At 43.0% G+C, this 20,047-nt stretch carries 16 protein-coding genes; 3 read left to right on the top strand and 13 right to left on the bottom strand.

Going from position 1 to position 20,047, the window contains the following annotated elements; translation table 11 throughout:
• Positions 1-26 precede the first annotated feature (26 nt).
• From V7K62_RS12045 to V7K62_RS12025, 5 genes are all read right to left on the bottom strand, one after another.
• The gene (locus V7K62_RS12045; protein WP_334864157.1) at positions 27-803 is read right to left on the bottom strand and encodes a transferase; all 777 of its coding nucleotides are present in this window, start codon (positions 801-803) and stop codon (positions 27-29) included.
• Between the two features lie 175 nt (positions 804-978).
• Positions 979-2,973 carry a ribulose bisphosphate carboxylase small subunit gene (locus V7K62_RS12040; protein ID WP_334864156.1) on the bottom strand — a complete coding sequence of 665 codons (1,995 nt, stop codon included), beginning with the start codon at positions 2,971-2,973 and terminating at the stop codon, positions 979-981.
• 95 nt (positions 2,974-3,068) lie between these two features.
• Positions 3,069-3,371, bottom strand: coding sequence for a EutN/CcmL family microcompartment protein (locus V7K62_RS12035; RefSeq protein ID WP_094327600.1), 303 nt, complete (start codon positions 3,369-3,371; stop codon positions 3,069-3,071).
• A gap of 6 nt (positions 3,372-3,377) precedes the next feature.
• A complete protein-coding gene (locus V7K62_RS12030; protein ID WP_010995041.1) occupies positions 3,378-3,722 on the bottom strand; it encodes a carbon dioxide-concentrating mechanism protein CcmK in 345 nt (114 codons plus the stop codon).
• A 91-nt stretch (positions 3,723-3,813) separates the two neighbouring features.
• A complete protein-coding gene (locus V7K62_RS12025; protein ID WP_012410633.1) occupies positions 3,814-4,122 on the bottom strand; it encodes a carbon dioxide-concentrating mechanism protein CcmK in 309 nt (102 codons plus the stop codon).
• 659 nt (positions 4,123-4,781) lie between these two features.
• Here V7K62_RS12025 and V7K62_RS12020 point away from each other — a divergent pair.
• The 3 genes from V7K62_RS12020 to V7K62_RS12010 all read left to right on the top strand — a co-directional run bounded on the left by V7K62_RS12020 (position 4,782) and on the right by V7K62_RS12010 (position 9,460).
• On the top strand, positions 4,782-6,638 hold the full coding sequence (locus V7K62_RS12020; RefSeq protein WP_334864155.1) for an NAD(P)H-quinone oxidoreductase subunit F: 1,857 nt from the start codon (positions 4,782-4,784) through the stop codon (positions 6,636-6,638).
• A gap of 86 nt (positions 6,639-6,724) precedes the next feature.
• Positions 6,725-8,230 (top strand): NADH-quinone oxidoreductase subunit M, encoded by a 1,506-nt coding sequence (locus tag V7K62_RS12015; protein ID WP_334864154.1) that lies wholly within the window; start codon positions 6,725-6,727, stop codon positions 8,228-8,230.
• Positions 8,231-8,329: 99 nt separating this feature from the next.
• The gene (locus tag V7K62_RS12010) at positions 8,330-9,460 is read left to right on the top strand and encodes a CO2 hydration protein (RefSeq protein ID WP_334864153.1); all 1,131 of its coding nucleotides are present in this window, start codon (positions 8,330-8,332) and stop codon (positions 9,458-9,460) included.
• A gap of 17 nt (positions 9,461-9,477) precedes the next feature.
• On the opposite strand, the gene V7K62_RS12005 is transcribed toward V7K62_RS12010, so the two are convergent.
• From V7K62_RS12005 to petH, 8 genes are all read right to left on the bottom strand, one after another.
• Positions 9,478-10,200 (bottom strand): Uma2 family endonuclease, encoded by a 723-nt coding sequence (locus tag V7K62_RS12005; RefSeq protein ID WP_334864152.1) that lies wholly within the window; start codon positions 10,198-10,200, stop codon positions 9,478-9,480.
• A 97-nt stretch (positions 10,201-10,297) separates the two neighbouring features.
• Positions 10,298-10,522 carry a type II toxin-antitoxin system VapC family toxin gene (locus V7K62_RS12000; protein WP_334864150.1) on the bottom strand — a complete coding sequence of 75 codons (225 nt, stop codon included), beginning with the start codon at positions 10,520-10,522 and terminating at the stop codon, positions 10,298-10,300.
• 302 nt (positions 10,523-10,824) lie between these two features.
• Positions 10,825-11,010, bottom strand: a complete 186-nt coding sequence (locus tag V7K62_RS11995) for a type II toxin-antitoxin system VapC family toxin (protein ID WP_334864149.1) — start codon at positions 11,008-11,010, stop codon at positions 10,825-10,827.
• A gap of 218 nt (positions 11,011-11,228) precedes the next feature.
• Positions 11,229-14,039 carry a GUN4 domain-containing protein gene (locus V7K62_RS11990; protein WP_334864148.1) on the bottom strand — a complete coding sequence of 937 codons (2,811 nt, stop codon included), beginning with the start codon at positions 14,037-14,039 and terminating at the stop codon, positions 11,229-11,231.
• A gap of 332 nt (positions 14,040-14,371) precedes the next feature.
• Positions 14,372-14,737, bottom strand: coding sequence for a hypothetical protein (locus V7K62_RS11985; RefSeq protein ID WP_334864147.1), 366 nt, complete (start codon positions 14,735-14,737; stop codon positions 14,372-14,374).
• Between the two features lie 620 nt (positions 14,738-15,357).
• Complete coding sequence (locus tag V7K62_RS11980; RefSeq protein ID WP_334864146.1) at positions 15,358-16,158, bottom strand: Uma2 family endonuclease; 801 nt, start codon at positions 16,156-16,158, stop codon at positions 15,358-15,360.
• Between the two features lie 133 nt (positions 16,159-16,291).
• On the bottom strand, positions 16,292-17,578 hold the full coding sequence (locus V7K62_RS11975; protein WP_334864417.1) for a homoserine dehydrogenase: 1,287 nt from the start codon (positions 17,576-17,578) through the stop codon (positions 16,292-16,294).
• 219 nt (positions 17,579-17,797) lie between these two features.
• Entirely contained in the window at positions 17,798-19,144 is a 1,347-nt protein-coding gene (petH, locus tag V7K62_RS11970) for a ferredoxin--NADP reductase (RefSeq protein ID WP_334864415.1), read from the bottom strand.
• Between the last annotated feature and the right edge of the window lie 903 nt (positions 19,145-20,047).

Below are 20,047 nucleotides of genomic sequence, written 5' to 3'. Positions count from 1 at the left end.
CAACTTACAATTAACACTTACTCAGACTAATCGTCAGAGTTTGAGTCGCTCAAGGATTGTCTATGAGGAAACAGTGTAGTCAACAGTCTGCTTATGCTCCCTTGTCCATAAATTTGAGTCCCAAAACCGTTAGGGGGTTCTGTGGCGGGCTGACTGAGGTCTAAATTATGTTCTGTAGACGGTTGGGCGGCTGACTGCAAGCTGGAGTCAGCCTCATTGGTCGGTTCCTCCACGGGAGGAGACTGACTTTCTGGAGTGGCGGGAGATTTAAAATAAGAAATCGACTTGTTTTGTTTGAAATCTACAAAAGCCGAAGCTGAGAATTTAGTTGAGGAAATTACCTTTTCCTTAACTTCACCTGAGCTATTTTCCTCTGACTTCGGCGGTGGCGCACTTGTAGAGGCTGGGTTATTTGTAGATGGTTCGGGTTGCTTTGTTTGAGCAATCTGCCGACTGGTGTCTCCTAAAATGGAACCAGGCGCTACTACTTGTCCAGGTTCAACCGAATAGTTAAAAACTGTTGTCGCTGAACCAATGCAAGCATTTGCTCCAATTTTGCCCTTGCCAATCATCAAAAAACCGGCTCCCAGGTTTGCACCTGCTTCTACCTCTAGCGTGCCTTCATGGACTTGGAGTATTGCTCCCATGCCAATGCAGACCCCTGCCCCAATGATGATTTTGCTGTTTACAGCCGCTTGGAGGATCACCCCAGGTGCAAGTACCGCGCTTGGATGAATAGTCACCTCACCATTAATGTAAGAAGATTCAAAGTTATTGCTGAGGCGCAGTAGCGGCACAGACATGGAAATTTTAACCTCGCAAGCCAGATGTAGTTCTGAGTGCTGTTAGCGGATAGCTAGGGTTTAGCCCGTGTTGAGTGCTGAGTAATTAGTATGTTCCAAAATCTGAGTTTACAGTTGGTGTGACTGGTGTCTTTAAAGTGTTAACTCAGCACTCAGCACTTTTAACTCAGCACTACTATGGTCGCTGAATAATCGTTTCTAATACCCGACGCTTGGCTTTGGGGTCAACACCAATTAAGCGCACATACTCCCCTGGATATTCGCCGAGTTGTCTTTCTACGGCTGCGATCGCTTCTCTTTCTGAGGAGGCTTGAATTTGACCGGTACTAGTCCAGGAACCAGTCCGAAACCGCCGTTGATCTACGTGTTCAATGCTAATTTTAGAGCCGCCAGCCAATAATTGCCGGAGTTGGTCTACTACTTCAGAACTCAAGCGCGTACTGGTAGCTGTTGCTGTCGCAGTAGCAGAGGGTGCATTGCTAGTAAATGATTTCTGACTGCCAGAGGAGGCTACTTGACCATTTGGACGTTGGATAATAGTCTCTAATACCCGCCGTTTGGCTTTAGGGTCAATACCAATTAAGCGTACATATTCCCCCGGATATTCGCCGAGTTGTCTTTCTACGGCTGCGATCGCTTCTCTTTCTGAAGAGGCTTGAATTTGACCGGTACTAGTCCAGGAACCAGTCCGAAACCGCCGTTCATCCACGTGTTCAATACTAATTTTAGAGCCGCCAGCCAATAATTGCCGCAGTTGCTCTACTACTTCAGGACTCAAGCGGTTACTGGTAGCTGTTTCCGTAGCAGAGGTTGCACTGTTAGTAAATGATTTCTGACTACCAGAGAAAGCTACTTGACCATTTGGACGTTGGATAATAGTCTCTAATACCCGCCGTTTGGCTTTAGTATCAATGCCGATCAAACGTACATATTCACCTTGATGGCTTGCTATACATTCTTCCAAGGCGGAGATTACTTGATTTGTGGAAGTTGCTTCAATTGGCTGGCAACTAGTCCAGGAACCAGTGCGGAAACGACGCTCATCTACGTGTTCCATGCCAATTTTGTAACCACCTGCCAAGAGTTGGCGGATTTGCTCTAGAATTTCGCCACTGACTTTGCCACTGCTAGAAGTGTTCCCGTTACCATTACTGCTGCTGTAGCTGCTATTGCCACGACTAGCCGGAGCCTTAAAACTGGTAGCTGGTTTCGCATCCCCATCTGGACGTTGGATGATGTTTTCTAGCACACGCCGTCTACCTTTGTCAATGCCAAACAGTCGGACATACTCGCCGCTATGCTCTTGTAGACAGCCTTCTAATGCTGCGATCGCTTCACCGATTGATCTCGGTTCAATTGGCTGACAACTAGTCCAAGAACCCGTGCGGAACCGTCTTTGATCCACGTGTTCCGTACCAATTTTATACCCTTGCTCCAATAGATACCGCAACTGATCTATTGTTTCTGCACCCAAGCTATTGCTCGACACTTCACTACTCCTTTCTAGCTCTAAAACAGTAATACCATTACCTGTATAAGATTTAGCCATTTCATCCCGAATGGGTGCTATACATTTGCTATCCGCAGCACAGAGATAACCAGCTCGTAATGCCTGATTAATCCCAACCACATGATGAGCAAATTCCTTATCCTGATCTTGCACATCTGACAAGCGGTCAGCTTGCTGCTGGTTGGTAATTACCGCTCCCGAAGGTACATACTTACCTGGGGGAATCTCTACGTCTTGAATTAAAGCGTGCATCATCACGATGCAACCAGCACCCACCCTGGCATTAAACACCGTCGAGCGAAAGCCAATAAAGGAATTATCCCCTACATAAGCTGGCCCGTGAATTAGAGCCATGTGGGTAATGCAAGTGTTTTTACCAATCCATACTGAGTATTTATTTTGGTCATCGCCAATTACTCGGCCTTGCTCCAACCCGTGAATGACAACACCATCTTGAATATTGGTGTTGTCACCAAGATAAAAGGGTGTGCCTTCATCCGCTCTAATCGTAGTCCCCGGAGCAACGATTACATTTGCACCTATTCGTACATCCCCAATTAGATTGGAGAATGAATGTACAAAGGAAGTTTCATGGATTTGGGGTTCAGCTAAATTCCTTGACCACGGGGTTGGGGGTGCCGCCGTGCTGCGGACTGCCATCGCGAGATTCCTCCTGTATTGTCTGCCATTAGTCATTTGTCCTTTGTCATTTGTTGAGAACTAATGACTAATGACTAATGACTAATGACCAATGACTATCGATATTGATCTTTTTTGCTGTAAATGAGGCGATCTTCAACGTAAATAGTATCTATGATCGCCACCACTGCTGCATCCAATGGACGCTGTTCATTGCCAACAACTTGACGAGCGGCACTACCACGAGTGATGAGTACCCACTCATCTACTCCTGCTCCCACAATATCTGCTGCTACTTCATACTCTGGTAGGATATTGCCGTTTTCATCTACTAATTGTAACAACAGTAGTTTCACACCTCTAAGAGTTGGATCTTTTTGGGTGCTAACTACTGTGCCGCGAACTTTGGCAATTTGCATTACAAATTACGGTCTTCTACCGAAAGGACGAATTGCATTCACATTTTCCCGGAACTGCTCTACGTCTTCGGTATAACGAATTGGGAGGACGTATTCCAAGTTTTCGTGAGGACGAGCAATGATATGAGTAGACAGCACTTGTCCACCGTTGACTCGCTTTACAGATTCAACTCCTGCGGCCACAGAAGCTTGCACTTCCGAAACGTCACCCCGAACAATTACCGTTACCCGACCACTACCAATTTTTTCATACCCTACTAAAGTGACGCGAGCCGCTTTCACCATTGCATCAGCAGCTTCTACTACTGCTGGAAAGCCTAGCGTTTCAACCATTCCGACTGCAATTGACATTAGTTTTAATCCCTATTTCAAAGTTTTTAGCCTTGGACAAAAGTGATGCTCAATCGGATAAAGAGCGTTAATTACTTTGTTTAAACAGCTTTTAAGTACGGAATTGTTCTACCGCTTCTGTGTAACGTATCGGCAAGACGTATTCCAGGTTTTCGTGAGGACGAGCAATGATATGAGTGGATAACACTTCACCACCAAAGACTCTTTTTGCCGCTTCAACCCCAGCTGCTACAGAAGCTTGCACTTCCGATACATCTCCCCGAACTATCACGGTGACACGAGCGCTACCAATTTTTTCATAGCCTACTAAAGTGACACGGGCGGCTTTCACCATCGCATCAGCAGCTTCCACCACTGCTGGAAAGCCCTTCGTTTCAATCATCCCAACTGCAATTGGCATCGCAGAACTCCTACAAAATGAATCTAATCAGTACTGTTGCTTGAAATTTTTGACGGGGAGAGCTTGATCTTAGAGCTAAGAAAACACTTCCAAATTAAGCATAGGAAAGCTTGGCGTCCCTGGCAATATAAATTACTATAATAGTTTATGATAAGAAAGTTTTAAAAAACTTAACAAAAATTTATCTGTGCTTTTGGGCAATTAAAGTTTACTGATTCCTAGAGCAGCCACTTATGCTTTATAATTTCTTTATTACATTTACAAAACGACATTCATAACCAAGGCTAATCCGATCTGGCGAGGGATAAGCATCGGCTGTATCTTTTACTGTATCTATCTTTCCTCAAAGATTGACGGATGTAGAAGGACTAGGTGAAAAATATATAATTTTTTCAAATATATCGTATAAAGTACTTTGATCAAAGTAGAAATATAAATGTAAAAAGGTCGGTGATGTTAAGGCAAGTAAATACTTTTGCTTATGTAAAGTTATATTTTACTTATATTTAATGGGGTAAGATTAGGTAAAAGTACTCGTTGTAATGTAGTTGAAACAATATTAAAAAAACATCGGTATTTTGGTAAATTAATTTTATTAAATAAATAATTGTTTTAGAGCTTTTTTTTAAATCAAGGCTGAGTCGTTAAGGGAAATTTAAATGGATCAATTTCTATTTTCAACAAGTTGGTTTGTGCCTTTTTATAGCTTATTGGGCGCAATTTTGACCTTGCCGTGGGGAATAGGAATAATTCAGCGAACAGGGCCAAGACCTGCGGCATACTTGAATTTGTTGACGACCGTTTTAGCTTTTGTCCATAGCCTGTTTGTATTTAAAAGTATATGGGATAGAGAACCAGTAAACTTACTAATCAATTGGTTCAAAGCTGCGGATTTAGATTTATCTTTTGCCTTAGAAGTGTCGCCAGTCAGTATTGGGGCAACAGTTTTAATTACAGGGTTAAGCTTACTGGCACAAGTTTACGCTCTGGGTTATATGGAAAAAGACTGGTCGTTGGCGCGTTTTTTTGCGCTGCTGGGATTTTTTGAAGCAGCGTTGAGTGGTCTAGCAATCAGTGATTCTTTGTTTCTCAGCTATGCCCTTTTGGAAGTCCTGACGCTTTCGACTTACTTGCTGGTAGGGTTCTGGTATGCTCAACCCCTAGTAGTAACGGCGGCGCGGGATGCATTTTGGACTAAACGGGTAGGGGACTTATTGCTGCTGATGGCTGTAGTAACACTTTCCACCTTAGCCGGCAGTTTGAACTTTTCCGATTTATATGAGTGGGCGCAAACAGCTAATTTAAGTCCAATGACATCGACGTTGTTGGGGTTGGCATTAATTGCTGGGCCTGCTGGTAAATGCGCCCAATTTCCCCTGCACCTGTGGTTAGATGAGGCAATGGAAGGGCCCAACCCCGCTTCGGTAATGCGAAACTCGCTGGTAGTAGCTGGTGGTGCTTATTTACTGTATAGATTTCAACCATTGTTAGCCCTATCGCCAGTTGCGTTGAATGCCTTGGTAGTGATGGGTACGGTGACAGCGATTGGGGCAACATTAGTATCCATAGCTCAAATTGACATTAAGCGATCGCTATCTCATTCCACCAGTGCATACATGGGCTTAGTGTTTTTGGCAGTGGGGTTACAGCAAGGTGGTGTAGCCTTGATGTTGCTGTTAGCTCATGCGATCGCCAAAGCATTATTATTCATGAGTTCTGGTTCAGTCATCTTGACTACCCAAAGCCAAGATTTAACAGAAATGGGCGGTTTGTGGTCACGGATGCCAGCCACTACCACTGCCTTTGTCGTCGGTTCAGCCGGGATGGTAACAGTGCTACCACTAGGAAGCTTCTGGGCAATGCTAGCATGGGCTGACGGTTTCGTGAATATTAGCCCTTGGGTAATTGGGGTTTTATTATTGGTCAATGGCTTGACAGCATTGAACTTGACCAGAGTATTTAGATTGGTCTTCTGGGGGAAACCGCAACAAAAGACCCGTCGCACCCCAGAAGTTGCTTGGCAGATGGCCTTGCCAATGGTAATTCTCACAGTCTTGACTCTGCTTCTACCCCTGATGCTACAGCAATGGTACTTGCTACCCGATTGGAAAAGTATTAATTGGTATGTGGCGTTAGCGTTGTTTGGTTCTACCGTGCTGGGGGTAGGTCTAGGGTGTACAGTTCATCTTCACAAAGCTTGGTCAAGATCCAGAATCTTGGCGTGGAGATTTGTGCAAGACTTGTTAGGTTATGATTTTTATATTGACCGAGTTTATCTTGTAACCGTGGTGAGTGCAGTAGCACTGCTATCTAAAATTTCTGCTTGGAGCGATCGCTACTTAGTTGACGGGTTAGTAAACTTGGTTGGGTTTGCGACTATTATCGGCGGACAAACCTTAAAGTACAGCATTTCTGGGCAATCTCAGGGCTATATGTTGACCATCCTAGCAGTTGTCAGCGTCCTGGGTTTTTTCATCAGCTGGTCATTGGGTTTACTAGATAAATTGCCTTTTTAACTAAGTTAGGAGTTAGGAGTTAAAAGTTTTTATTCTCCCCCTGCTTCTCCTATTCCCTATTCCCTATTCCCTATTCCCTTTTATCTATGCTTAGTGTTTTAATTCTGGTGCCGTTAATCGGCGCAGCTTTAATTGGTTTCTCGCCCTCTGGCATCAGTGGTAAATTCGCCCGTGGCGTGGCTTTGGTCTTTGCCAGTATTGCTTTCTTGTGGACAATCGTACTAGCAATTCAATTCGATCCAGGGGAAATTACTCAACAGTTTGCCGAATCTATCCCTTGGGTAGATGCTTTAGGGTTGAACTATAACCTTGGGATAGATGGTTTATCTTTGCCGTTGCTGGTTTTAAATGGATTGTTAACTGCCATTGCCATCTACAGCAGCGATGAATCCCTACAGCGTCCTAAATTTTATTACTGTTTGATACTATTATTAAGCGCTGGGGTGACAGGAGCCTTTCTAGCACAGGATTTACTGCTATTTTTCCTGTTTTACGAATTGGAACTGATTCCGCTGTATTTGTTGATAGCCATTTGGGGTGGCGCGAAGCGGGGTTATGCTGCGACCAAATTTCTCATTTATACAGCCGTTTCGGGAATCCTGATTTTAGCAAGTTTCCTCGGCATGGTTTGGCTGAGTGGTTCCTCTAACTTTGCACTAGCAACCTTGAACACGACAACTTTACCACTAGCAACACAGCTTTTATTGCTAGCAGGAATTTTGGTAGGTTTTGGAATTAAAATTCCTTTGGTTCCCTTCCATACTTGGTTGCCAGATGCTCACGTTGAAGCTTCCACACCGATTTCAGTGCTGTTGGCTGGGGTGCTGTTGAAGTTAGGAACTTACGGCTTACTGCGATTTGGCATGAACTTGTTACCAGAAGCTTGGAATTATCTGGCTCCTTGGTTGGCAACCTGGGCAGTGGTAAGTGTGCTGTATGGTTCATCCTGCGCGATCGCTCAAACCGATATGAAAAAAATGGTTGCGTATAGTTCCATTGGACACATGGGTTACGTGCTTTTAGCGGCGGCGGCGGCCACACCTTTAAGTGTATTGGGTGCTGTGATGCAAATGATTAGCCACGGCTTGATTTCCGCAATGCTGTTTTTGCTGGTAGGGGTTGTGTATAAAAAAGCCGGAAGCCGAGATTTAGAAATTATTCAAGGATTGCTGAACCCAGAACGGGGTATGCCAGTAATTGGTAGCTTGATGATTGTCGGAGTCATGGCCAGCGCTGGTATACCGGGAATGCTAGGGTTTATTTCCGAATTCGTAGTTTATCGGGGAAGTTTTCCAGTTTTCCCAGTACAAACCCTGTTATGTATGCTTGGTACTGGTTTAACAGCAGTTTACTTTCTAATACTCGTCAACCGCGCCTTTTTTGGTCGCTTGTCTGCACAAGTTACCAACTTACCGCGTGTGTATTGGAGCGATCGCATCCCGGCGGCAATTTTAGCTGTGCTGATTGTGATTTTCGGCATTCAACCTGGTTGGTTAGTGCGCTGGACTGAACCAACAATTACAGCAATGGTAAATACTCAAAACGTAGTAGCAACAGTGTCGTTGGATAAAGCAATGGGGACTGGGGACTAGGGATTGAGGACTGTGGACTGGGGAAAAGTTTTCCCAATGCTCCATGCCCAATGCCGAATGCCCAATGCCCCAATCCCTATACTTTTTGGAGAGATGGCAATGGTAACTATTAAAAAGAAAGCTACTCACAATCCCTTAGCTGAGTATATTGAACGTCTGCAAAAAGGAGATGCATTACTCCCCGATAGTCCAGAAAATGTACTGGAAGTTGTTGGGATTCTTAAAAGCTATGGCGTAGTTTTAGATGCTTACTCAAAAAATCTTAACTATATTGCCGAGCATCAGTTTTTAGTATTTTTCCCATTTTTTAAATACTTTAATGGAGAGGTTTCTTTGCAGAAATTACTCCGTCACTGGTGGCATGACCGAATTAATTTTGAATATGCCGAGTATTGCATGAAAGCCATGATGTGGCACGGTGGCGGCGGACTAGATACGTATTTAGATACACAAGAATTTCAAGAAAGAGCGCAAGCCGTTATCGCCGCAAAATTTCAAAATAATCCCTTTATTCCCGGTATTAACCAACTATTTCCAGATTTCTTAACAGAACACTTACGCGTCTCTGCTTACTACACTGGTTTAGGTCAATTCTGGCGAGTAATGGCTGATATGTTTCTCAGCTTATCAGACCGCTACGACCAAGGTGAAATCAAATCGATTCCGCAAGTTGTAGACCACATTAAAACAGCGCTAGTGGCAAATGCTTCCAACCCAATTACCTACGCCGTCAAAATTCGAGGTAAGGTCTATGAAATCATTCCCAAAAGCGTTGGTTTGACCTTCTTAGCAGATACAGCCATACCTTATGTAGAAGCAGTATTCTTCCGAGGAACTCCCTTCCACGGGACAGTTTCATACAACGCCCAAGGATATCAAATTCCCCCAGATCAAACCCGATTTCAATATGGCGCACTGTATGCCGATCCTTTGCCTATTGGCGGCGCGGGTATTCCTCCCACCTTGTTGATGCAGGATATGCGTCATTATCTTCCAGAGTATTTGCATGAAATTTATCGTCGCAGTCTTCGAGGTGAAGATGATTTGCGAGTCCAAATTTGCATAAGTTTCCAAAAATCCATGTTTTGCGTGACAACAGCAACGATTTTGGGACTGATGCCTCATCCTTTAGATACTAAAGATCCAAATGAGCAAAAAGATAATCGAGTTTATTTAGAGAAGTGGATGAGTCGGTTACAAACTTCGCGGTTGCTTGATGTGAATAAATAGTTGATTTTTGGTCAACATTATGCTTCTGGTTCAATGCCGAGCGATCGCAATTGAGCAACTAGGCGCTCATTTCTTTGACGTTCCTGTTCGGCTCTTTCCTCACCAGTCAACAACAAATTACCTTGCGAATCCCACCAGCGTAGCCAGGGTAATTCCATATTATAATACTCTCCCTGCCAAATACCTAACTCAACCCCTAAAGGTTGTATAGCATAATGCCCACGTTCATTTGCTGTTAATAACAGATATTGTCCACCAATTAGTTCATAAACTTCCACACTAGCTTTATTCACTTCATAAATGCCGTAGAAGGGAGGACGAATCACCTGCTCATAAATCCAAAATTTCCCCTTCCAAGGGGTTTTGTCTCGCTCCTCAGTACCATTCGCAGAAACAAACTCCAATGCAATCAATGGGGCAATAAACTCTCGCCAGAGTACATAAGACCTGCGCGTTTGCCCATTCAGAGTAGGTGGTACATTCCCTACATAGAACCAGTCTGGTGCTTCTGCGCCTTTTTCTGGGGGGTCAGTGATGCGCCAGTAGATACCGCTATCTTGACCAATACAGTATTGCCCATCAGGATGACGTTTTTGCAATATCGGTTTAATCGAGTCTGTTAGGAGAATGCTTTGGGGATGTTCCTGAAAGTTTTTCACGAAAGTACCGTCAGACTCTGGTAGCTGAGTATGGTCTGGGAACGGGGTGAGGGCAGTGGATGGATCGGTTGCAGAGGTCATAAGACTACCTTTGCAGGAGTAAGGGTTATTTTTTAGTTTAGCAAGCATAGACGTAAAGCAGTTGGTCGTGAGGCATCTAGGTAAGAGCGATCGCTATCTAAATATTCTCCACCCAGAGAAGATTCTTTGCGTAGCTACTGGTTTTCAGAGCATTGTAAAATTTTTCATCTGCTGTCACCATTTGGCATTTTTGTGTAATAGCCAGCGCTAAGTATAAACTGTCATACACTGCGCGATCGCTCTGGATGGCAATATCTAAAGCAAGCGGCATTAACGGTCGAGATAAGTACACTTCTAGAGGAATCGTATTTAAATCTGCCAAAGTTTGTTTTGCATTATTGGCTGTGTCTTCACCCCTACGGACTCAATACGGTTCGGTTAAGGTGCATAGTTTTTAAAGATCCCCCTTAGCCCACGCCAGTCGCTCATGGGGGAAACCCCCAGACGCTCTCTACGAGACGCTGCGCGAACGCGGACTCGCTAACGCTGCGCTATCGCTTTTAGCGTCTCCCCTTCTCCCAAAGGGAGAGGCTAGCGCCAAGGAAGAAGACCGCGCTGGCTCCCATTAAAAAGGGGGAAATAGAGACATTCTTAGCCCCCCTTTTTTAAGGGGGGTTGGGGGGATCAAGTCTTATCCGAACCGTATTGCCGACGGACTCGTTTCCACAAGACATTTGCCACTTCTGCGAAGAAAAAATCTGGAACTAAAAAAGTATAGTTACTTGTCAGCAAACGTCTAGCTTTATCAGAGTGGACTTCAAGCACGAACCATTTTATGGCAACACTGGCATCTAAAACATAGCGCCTCACCGTTCTCTATCCTCGCGGATGAGTTCAGCACTGCCACTGAAAAATTTTCCTGTATATCGAAAAATTTTCCTGTATATCTATATCTTATCTATATCTTCCTGTATATCTATCAAAAATTTTCCTGTATATCTCTCTGTATACCTGTATAACTGAAAAATTTTCCTGTATATCTACTGAAAAATTTTCCTGTATATGATATAAATGTTTACATGAAAGCTTTATATGTTACATTTTACAAGTCTCGACGCGAGAGAAGAGAAAATATTAAAATAGTGATTGTACTTTAAGTGATTCTTATAATCATACAGGTTAGCGGGTAAGTGTCCTCTCGGAAACTGAGGTATAGTATCGTATTTTATCCCTGACATCTCCCACTGCCCCGACACTCTCCACTCCACGCGATCGCCGAAGCGACAGAAAGCTTCGTATCTCAACTCGTCATCCCTCACTCTACCACCAAAGCGAACATAAACATATATCCATTTTATTGGCGCAAGAACCTTCGTAAAAGGTGAACTTGTTCGATTTCCTTCTAAGATTCCACCTACACTAAGATAAATTTCTTTCTGAACACTAAACCCAAAGTGTCCATCGCTGTAATCGACCCATAATTTATCAATAATTCTCAAGTCTTCACAGGGAAATTCCCGAATGTCATCTAGATCCAAATAGCCTTGTTTTTCCTGTCCCGCTACTTCCAGCATCACCTTAAATGTTTCCTCATCAGCCTCTTTCCACTTACCTGCTGCTAAGTAGTAGGCAAGTTGTGCATAACGAGTAGGTACTTGAAACCGCAGAAGTTTAATTTTACCATCAGCATTTTTGTCATCTGCTTGTCTGTAACAGATTCCTAGTTCAGCTAATTCTTGGTGACTTCTTAAACTCAACCAAGCACAAAAACTATTAGCATCCCAAAAACTAATATTAATTACAGACTGTTGAACTTGTCTTTTATTATTTAAGGTACTTGGCGTACTTGTTTCATTTAAAAATAGCTGATATTCTGCATAAGTTATGTAGCTATCATCAATTTTTTCAGAATTGCTAGAATTACTTTCATTTCTTAGTAAGTCATCATTTAATCGACTCAGACGGTCGGCAAGCTTGACCTCTGCTGCTAGAGTAAATTCATCTAGCTTATCAGATTCTAGACCCTGCTCAAACCTATTTTTTAGCTCTGTTTGTACGCTTGGATGTATTTGTGGTTTTTCCTCTCTCCAGCACTGGTATACCAGGGTAAGCACTGCTATTGTTGTATGACTTAGGGCATATTTAATTAACTTAGTTGCATCTGCCTGGGCAACATAAAAACGAATTGTTTCCCGCCACCAAGCCAGCTTTTTCTCATCAGATAATGCCTGTTCCAATATAATTTCTTGTTTAGTTTCTTTGATTTCAAGTGCTGCTAAATATTCTTGAAAAGTTTTGTGAGCAAATTCATAAATTCCCTCTTGCTGTCTCTGACTTAATATCTCTCGCACACCTAAATTATCTTGAGTGATGAATTCTTCTGGAGAAATTGGCTGTGCCGTTCGTGTCAATGTAGCTAACTTTTCTTGAATAAGCGTTTGAGCTTTGAATATCTCGTCATCATTTAAAGATGCGTCTAATGTAAAAGCTTGAGTATTTTCTTGCATCAATTTTAGTGCCAAAGAACGCAGAACTATCTGTTTATCTTTAGCAAGGAGAATTAGAGGTATTTGTTTTGCTTGTTGACGTTTCTCTAATAAGACTTTAAATATTTCTTCGTACAAATCTACTTTACTTGTAGACAAAATACCGTTTGACTGGTAGCTAATGGCAATCATATTTAGCAGTAGAGGATTTCTTGCCATCACTTTTAAAGATGGAGATTTCTCAATTTCTTCTATCAGCTTCTTTGCTGCCTCAGTCGCCTTTTTCTTAACATCTTTTGAGTCTGATTTCTTAGCATCTTGTTGTATGTAACTTTGATACCAATTTTCCAGAAACCTATAGCGTTCATCTTTGTTAAATGGCTGGACTTCTAACTCTAAGATGTTCTCTTGCAGTTGTGCTTTTCTATAACCTTCTGGGCGTGAAGTCAGAATAAATAGAGTATTGCGGTATTCCTTAATTTGGCTATCAACCCATCTACTGACTTTCTGTCGTTCGGTATCATTAGAAATTTCATCGAGTCCATCCAGCATCACCAAACACTTGTCTTGCTGGAGTTGTTCGGTAAACCAACCTTTAATGGGTGAGAGCTTTTCGACAGTCTTTTCAATGACTTCTGCTAATGTTGGCTGTGGTTCTTGAATGATATTTGAGTAAACTTCCCGCAGTATTAGTAAAACTGGAATTAGTTTAGGAGCTTTACGATGTAACTTACTTTGTTGGCTTGTAGCATACCTTAAAGTAATGTATCTGAGGAGAGTTGATTTTCCAGAACCAGGCGCACCTAAAATAGCAAGTCGTTTACATGCGTTATTACTTGCCAAAAATAACAAATCACCAATTTTCTGCTGCTCTAATGTGTTGAGTCGATTTTGCTGAGGCGGATTAGGATTTTGATAAATTTCTTCATCGTCTGGCTGCGCTGTCAGAATATTCTGAGACATTTTTTCCAGAGCTTTTTGCTCCATTTTGAGTGGAACAAAAACATCTTCTAACTTGAATCCGCCCTTATTTATGCCCCGATTTTCATACTCGGTGCAGTCATCCTTCAATTGCTTCTTATATTTGTATTGAAAAGGGGAGGTTTGCTTTTCCCACCAATCAACAAGCTTTGCCCATAAATCCGAAGCTATTCTATCAACATTACTGAATATCCAATCTAGTAGTTTCTCTATGCGTTGCTCGATGCGTGGAATTAGCTTTTTAGCAAACCAGACAGCGCCAGCCGCTACTATACACAACCCAGCTTTTTTCCATTCCGAGTTGCCAGCAAAATGAATTGCAAGCCCAAACAAAGCCCCAGAAATACCGAAACTAATGAGCTTAGACTTAACGAGTTGCTTAACACTTTCCACCGTTATGGCTGTGTTCTGGTCTTTTGGGTCTTCCGCCATCGATCGCAAACCTATTGCAATTTATAATAGTATAAGCGATCGCTAAAAATGAAAATATACTTAATAAATGATTTAAGCAAATTTTAATGAGATACTATAGCAGTTCTTGCTTGAGTGAAGTAGAAGAACCCCACCCCCAACCCCCTCCCCGCTCTTCGAGAGGGGGCTATGATTTACCTCATCTGATTAAGAAACGCTATAAGCTTCTGGTTCTACGCCGAGCGATCGCCCAAAAGAGAGCTAATATAATATTTATCGATTGGTTCACCACCTAACCAAGAATCTCCCGAATTTCAATCGGGAGAATGTCAGAAAACCTAAATGTATTGTCTTTATAAAGTAACAACCTCTTGCTTAAGCTTCCGCACTGGACGCTTGCGTTCGCTGCGACGAACGCCCCCTGCCATTTTGTACTCATCGCTATTCTTGCCATACTTTGCAGCTACGCTGACTAACATATGTTCTGTTAGTTCCATCAGCGACTTTTCGGCTAATTCTAAGGCTCCCTGAGTTAGATCCACAGTGGAAAGGCTGGAGTTATAAACTTCTAACTTGTCCTGTGTTTTTTTGATGGTGGTGGCAAAGGTGTCAATAGTGACTCCATTACCTAAATCTAAGGTGGGACTAATCGATTTTAAAGCCGCAATGCGACGCTGTGCTCTATCAAGTACTTTAGACCCACGTTTTGGACGTGACATAAATAACTTCCCTTTTTTTAATCATGCACTAGGATAAAAACTGACTTATATCCTTGTCTTTACACCATTAGGATAAACAAAATCTGGGTGATTAACACCCGCGATATCCAGTAGTAATTAAAATAATTAATACAAAAAATACTATATTTGCTGCGTAAATCTATTGATAGCTATCCGAATTCAATAAACAACTGCCCGAATTCAATAAATAACTACCCGAATTCAATAAACAACTGCCCGAATTCAATAAACAACTACCCGAATTCAATAAACAACTACCCGAATTCAATAAACGACTGCCCGAATTCAATAAACAACTGCCCCAATTCAATAAACGACTGCCCGCTTAATTGCAATATGGAACTCCTATTTAATTTTTGCGAAGCTCGGTGGGCCTTTATCTCGCTTCGCTCATGAAGATTCCCTGCGATCGCCTTCCGCCAAACACCTCAACTTCTGGTTCAACGCCGAGCGATCACCTCTGGAATAAAATTACTCAACGAAGCAGAAATTGAAGAAGAGGTTGCTGAACGTCGGGGCGGATACCGTGAGTTGATAACCCGTCATAGACATTGCTTATCTTGCAAGCTGGATTTCTAATGTCAAATATACCGTGCTAGTTAAACCTCTGGTTCCACGCCAAGCGATCGCAATTGAGCACTTAAGCGATCGGCTCTTTGGCTTTCTAGTTGCGCCCTTTGGCTTTCTAATTCTGCCCTTTGTCTTTCCTGTTCAGCCCGTTGGCTTTCTAATTCTGCTCTTTCATCACCAGTCAACAACAAGCTACCCTGCAAATCCCACCAACGCAACCAGGGCAATTGAGCGTTTTGATATTCTCCTTGCCACAAACCTAACTCAACTCCCAAAGGTGCAATAGTATAATGTCCGCGTTCATTTGCTGTTAATAACTGATATTTTCCACCAATTAATTCATAAACTTCTACACTGGCTTTATTTACTTCATAAATGCCGTAAAAAGCCGGATGAATCACCTGCTCATAAATCCAAAATTTACCCTTCCAAGGGGTTTTGTCTCGCTCATCACTACCATCTCCAGAAACAAATTCCAAGGCAATCAAAGGGGCAATATACTCTCGCCACAGTACATAAGACCTTCGCGTTTGCCCATTGAGCAAGGGCGGTACATTTCCTACATAAAACCAATCTGGCGCTTCTGCCCCTTTTTCTAGGGGGTCTGTCAAGCGCCAGTAAATACCTAAGTCCTGACCTATGCAATATTGCCCGTCAGGATGACGTTTTTGCAATACTGGTTTAATCGACTCGGTTAGTAAAATGCTTTGGGGATGTTCCTGGAAGTTTTTGCCTCCGGCACGCTCCGCGAACACGAAAGTACCGTCAGACTCTGGAAGCTGAGTATGATCTGGGAGTGTGATGCTAGTAGCTGGATTAGTTGCAGTCATAGGGCTACCCTCGCGTTTTTCGTGAGGTTTGTTATTTAGTCTACCAAGGGCAGGCGCAAAGAGAAATCTGAAAAAAACTAAGTCTTCTAGCCTGCGGGAACACCTGATGCCGAGCGATCGCTAAACGATAATCTCAAAGTACACGCAGTAAGCTAGGAATGCTTTCGATCGCTGACAAATTCCGAATTTCTGCCAAAGCTTGCCGAAAGTTACCTTCTGGCACATCATGGGTAACAACCACAATCTCTGCTAGTTCCCCTTGAAAGCCAGTTTGAACAATTGACTCTAAGCTAACGCCATAATTACCAAAGCAAGTACCCAATTTACCGATGACTCCAGGTTGGTCATTGGTGAGAAAACGGGCGTAAAACCGAGTTATCAGTTCTGCCATCGGCGCAATTTGGCAATATTCCTGATGCCCACAAGCTAATAAGGGATTTGCAACTGCTGTATTGGTTTTCAGGACAGCAACTAAATTCAAAATATCTGATGTGACAGCACTGGCGGTTGCACCAGCACCAGCGCCGGGGCCAAAAAACATTACCTGGCCGATGGGTTCTCCTTCGACAAGAATGGCGTTGTAAACGCCGTTGATGCTAGCCAAAGGGTGGGCTTGAGGCACTAAGGTCGGATGAACTCTGACGGAAAGGGGGGATGAGGGAGTATCACGTTTAGCGATCGCTAATAATTTAATCACAAATCCCAATTTTTCGGCGTAGGCAATATCTGTTTTACTGACTTGCCGAATCCCCTCAGTATAAACATCTTGTAAGTTAATGCGTCCACCAAAGCCTAATGATGCGAGGATGGCAATTTTATCGGCTGCGTCTAAGCCATCGACATCGGCTGTAGGGTCAGCCTCAGCATAACCCAATCGCTGGGCATCAGCTAAGACATCATTGAAGTTGCTGCCTTCTGTTTGCATCCGCGTCAGGATGTAGTTAGTTGTACCGTTCACGATGCCTGTTATGGTGTGAATACGGTTAACACTTAAAGACTGCTTTAGGGGTTGAATCACCGGAATACCACCACCCACTGCGGCTTCTAGCATGACGTATACGCCGGCTTGATTGGCAGTTGTGAAAATTTCTGCCCCAAAGCGGGCGATCGCTGCTTTGTTGGCGGTGACTACATGCTTACCATTACTTAAAGCTTTCAGGATTAGCGATCGCGCCGGCTCCAGTCCACCCATCACCTCGACAACTATATCTACCGCCGGATCGTTGACAATTGATTCTAAATCTGTAGTTAAGACTTCCCTAGACAATTCTACTGCACGGGGTTTATCTAGCGATCGGACTCCCACCCGATAAATTTCGATCTCTTGCAACAATGGGTGACGCCCAGCGCTATCTTGCAACAACTGCACTGTACCCGTTCCCACTGTGCCTAATCCCAGTATTCCTAGTTTCACACCCACAACTTTTGTACCCAATTCATTTTTAAGTGCTGAGTGCTGAGTGCTGAGTGCTGAGTAGTTATCAGTACTTAGTACTTGACCACTCAGAACTGAGAACTCTTTCCTCAGCTATTTACAATATTCATAACAAAACAATTGTAGGGTGAGCATTGCCCACCCTACTAATTCATAACTTAGAACTCAGCACGGACTAAACGCCCCGCTCCCGCTAAACAGCACTTAATAAGTTTCTACGTGCCAGCGATGGGCTTTCTTGAGTTCCTTCTGGTAAACACTCCAGGTTACGCCTTCCTTAGCAGCGGCAGTAGTTAAGGCTGCATCAATACCTTCTTCCATACCTCGCAAACCGCAGATGTAGGTGTGGGTTTTTTCATTTTTAATCAACTGCCACAATTCATCTGCATGTTCCGCTACGCGGTCTTGGATATACATTCTACCGCCTTGGGGATTTTTTTGTTCGCGGCTGATGGCAGGAGTGAGGCGGAAGTTATCAGGATATTTTTGTTGAATTTCTTCCAGTTCTTCCTTATATAAAAGGTTTGGAGTTGTCGGCACACCAAATATTAGCCAAGAGAATCCTTTAAATTGGTATTCTGGGTTTGCGGCTCTTTCTGTATCTTTAAACTGACGCCAGAGATAAGCTCGCATGGGGGCAATACCTGTTCCGGTTGCCATCATGATCACATTAGCATCAGTGTCATCGGGTAACAACATTTCCTTACCCACAGGCCCTGTAATTTTTATGTCTGCCCCTGGTTCTAGGAAACACAAGTGTGTAGAGCAAACACCGTAGACTGTTTCGCTAGTTTCTGGGTGCTTGTATTCCAATTGGCGGACGCACAATGATACTGTCTTATCATCCACATCATCGCCATGACGAGTTGAGGCGATGGAATAGAGTCTAAGTTTTTCTGGCTTGCCGTTCTTGTCTAATCCTGGTGGAATAATCCCAATACTTTGACCTTCTATATACTTCAAATCCCCGGCGGAAATGTCAAATTTGAGGTGTTGAACAATACCAATACCACCTTCTTTGACTAGGGGTTCATTAGATACTACCTTGCCAATGAACGGAGCATTGGGACGGTAAGTGTTAACAGGAACGTCACCGTGGTCTTTTTTGGCTTTCGCTTGAGTCATGGTGTTGCCTTTCTTGTCCTTGTTCTTGAGCTGTTCTTCAGCTGATGGTTTAGAGAAACCTTTGGTTTCACTATGAGCATTTACAGGTGTGGCTTTACCATTCCCTTCACTGTTAGCAGTTTCCCCAGATGTAGCTAATTCGCTGACTTCGCTTGTAGCATTCCCAAGTGAGGCTTTACCATTAACTGGCTCTAGAGCAGTTACGGACTGGATGCTAACAATTGTGCCGCCTAGACGAGTGATACGTCGCATTTCTTGATTCATGCGGTTGTAAGGCACTCTGATGAACACACTGCCACTTTTCCGAATTGGGTAGTTAGTTTGATCAGTTTCTTCGCTCTGACGCAAACCCACCACTTCATAAAGGAAGATGCGGCTACCTAATTCTGTGTTGGCAGCACCCTCAACAGCACCTTGATTGTACATTCGTTCTACCACTCCGATAATTTACTTAACCGTTTTTCAAAAAAAAACTATTCCCATCCCATGCCAGCTTTAGTTTACCGGATTTTCGTTTCACAAAACTGGAGAAAGAAGGAAAAACGGCATCATTAAATTAATGCCTTGCTAAGTACACTCACCAAAGACATGCAGGCATAGCAAAAAACACACCTGTTCACCTTCTAAGGTAAAGGATAAGTCTTGTGGAGAATGTTAATAATGAGTCAATTTAATCTTTTTTTAGTTTACTACCACCCCCATTAGGGAGATAGCTTTTTACCTTACTACCCAATGAGCAACTCACAATAGCAGATATTATCAGAGGGCTGCTTTGATTGGTGGAAGCTACCGCTGAGTTTACCTCCAAAAGCTACCGTTGTACTTGCTTACTCTAGGGGTTGAAATCACAGAATGCCAATCTCGGAAGGTTTTCTTTTGATTGGTTTTACTTTTCCAAATCTACTACTCTGGCGGAATGTTTTTAGCTATCCTCATTACCTGTCTATGGATAATTACATGACTAGGACAACTCCAGCTATAAACATAACGAGATAGAGAATCGTAATTCAAGCAACTGTAATTAGTTTCACTTGATGTGAAAAATCTGTCAACCTTGTATCAGTAGTTTGCCATAACGTCAACGCTTCTATATGAGCATATCTCTAAATTTACAGCCAAGAATTTGACTAATGCAAGTTGTTTCCTCATTCGTTGGATAGATTTTTGCTTTGAATAGATTGAGTATTGTCGAGCAGGAATTACAATTTAGGAAGATTAGAAAATTCGCGGCAATATAAATTATACCTTATAGTCTGGATTATATAGAGTCACAAGTAGCAGACTGATAAAGGTGCAACGCTGATGGGCGGTGCTGATCCCCATTTTTAA

Origin of the sequence: Nostoc sp., from assembly GCF_036917935.1 — a bacterium.
GTDB lineage: Bacteria > Cyanobacteriota > Cyanobacteriia > Cyanobacteriales > Nostocaceae > Nostoc.
The sequence above is the reverse complement of the archived record's forward strand: the minus strand, read 5'-3'. Positions and strand labels throughout refer to the sequence as shown.

Excerpts from the sequence above, each read along its gene's own strand:
- petH (WP_334864415.1), bottom strand. The coding sequence starts at position 19,144 with ATGTACAATCAAGGTGCTGTTGAGGGTGCTGCCAACACAGAATTAGGT.
- V7K62_RS12030 (WP_010995041.1), bottom strand. The coding sequence starts at position 3,722 with ATGTCAATTGCAGTCGGAATGGTTGAAACGCTAGGCTTTCCAGCAGTA.
- V7K62_RS12045 (WP_334864157.1), bottom strand. The coding sequence starts at position 803 with ATGTCTGTGCCGCTACTGCGCCTCAGCAATAACTTTGAATCTTCTTAC.
- V7K62_RS11985 (WP_334864147.1), bottom strand. The coding sequence starts at position 14,737 with ATGTCACGTCCAAAACGTGGGTCTAAAGTACTTGATAGAGCACAGCGT.
- V7K62_RS12005 (WP_334864152.1), bottom strand. The coding sequence starts at position 10,200 with ATGACCTCTGCAACCGATCCATCCACTGCCCTCACCCCGTTCCCAGAC.
- V7K62_RS12025 (WP_012410633.1), bottom strand. The coding sequence starts at position 4,122 with ATGCCAATTGCAGTTGGGATGATTGAAACGAAGGGCTTTCCAGCAGTG.
- V7K62_RS12020 (WP_334864155.1), top strand. The coding sequence starts at position 4,782 with ATGGATCAATTTCTATTTTCAACAAGTTGGTTTGTGCCTTTTTATAGC.
- V7K62_RS12035 (WP_094327600.1), bottom strand. The coding sequence starts at position 3,371 with ATGCAAATTGCCAAAGTTCGCGGCACAGTAGTTAGCACCCAAAAAGAT.
- V7K62_RS12010 (WP_334864153.1), top strand. The coding sequence starts at position 8,330 with ATGGTAACTATTAAAAAGAAAGCTACTCACAATCCCTTAGCTGAGTAT.
- V7K62_RS12015 (WP_334864154.1), top strand. The coding sequence starts at position 6,725 with ATGCTTAGTGTTTTAATTCTGGTGCCGTTAATCGGCGCAGCTTTAATT.
- V7K62_RS12040 (WP_334864156.1), bottom strand. The coding sequence starts at position 2,973 with ATGGCAGTCCGCAGCACGGCGGCACCCCCAACCCCGTGGTCAAGGAAT.
- V7K62_RS11990 (WP_334864148.1), bottom strand. The coding sequence starts at position 14,039 with ATGGCGGAAGACCCAAAAGACCAGAACACAGCCATAACGGTGGAAAGT.
- V7K62_RS11980 (WP_334864146.1), bottom strand. The coding sequence starts at position 16,158 with ATGACTGCAACTAATCCAGCTACTAGCATCACACTCCCAGATCATACT.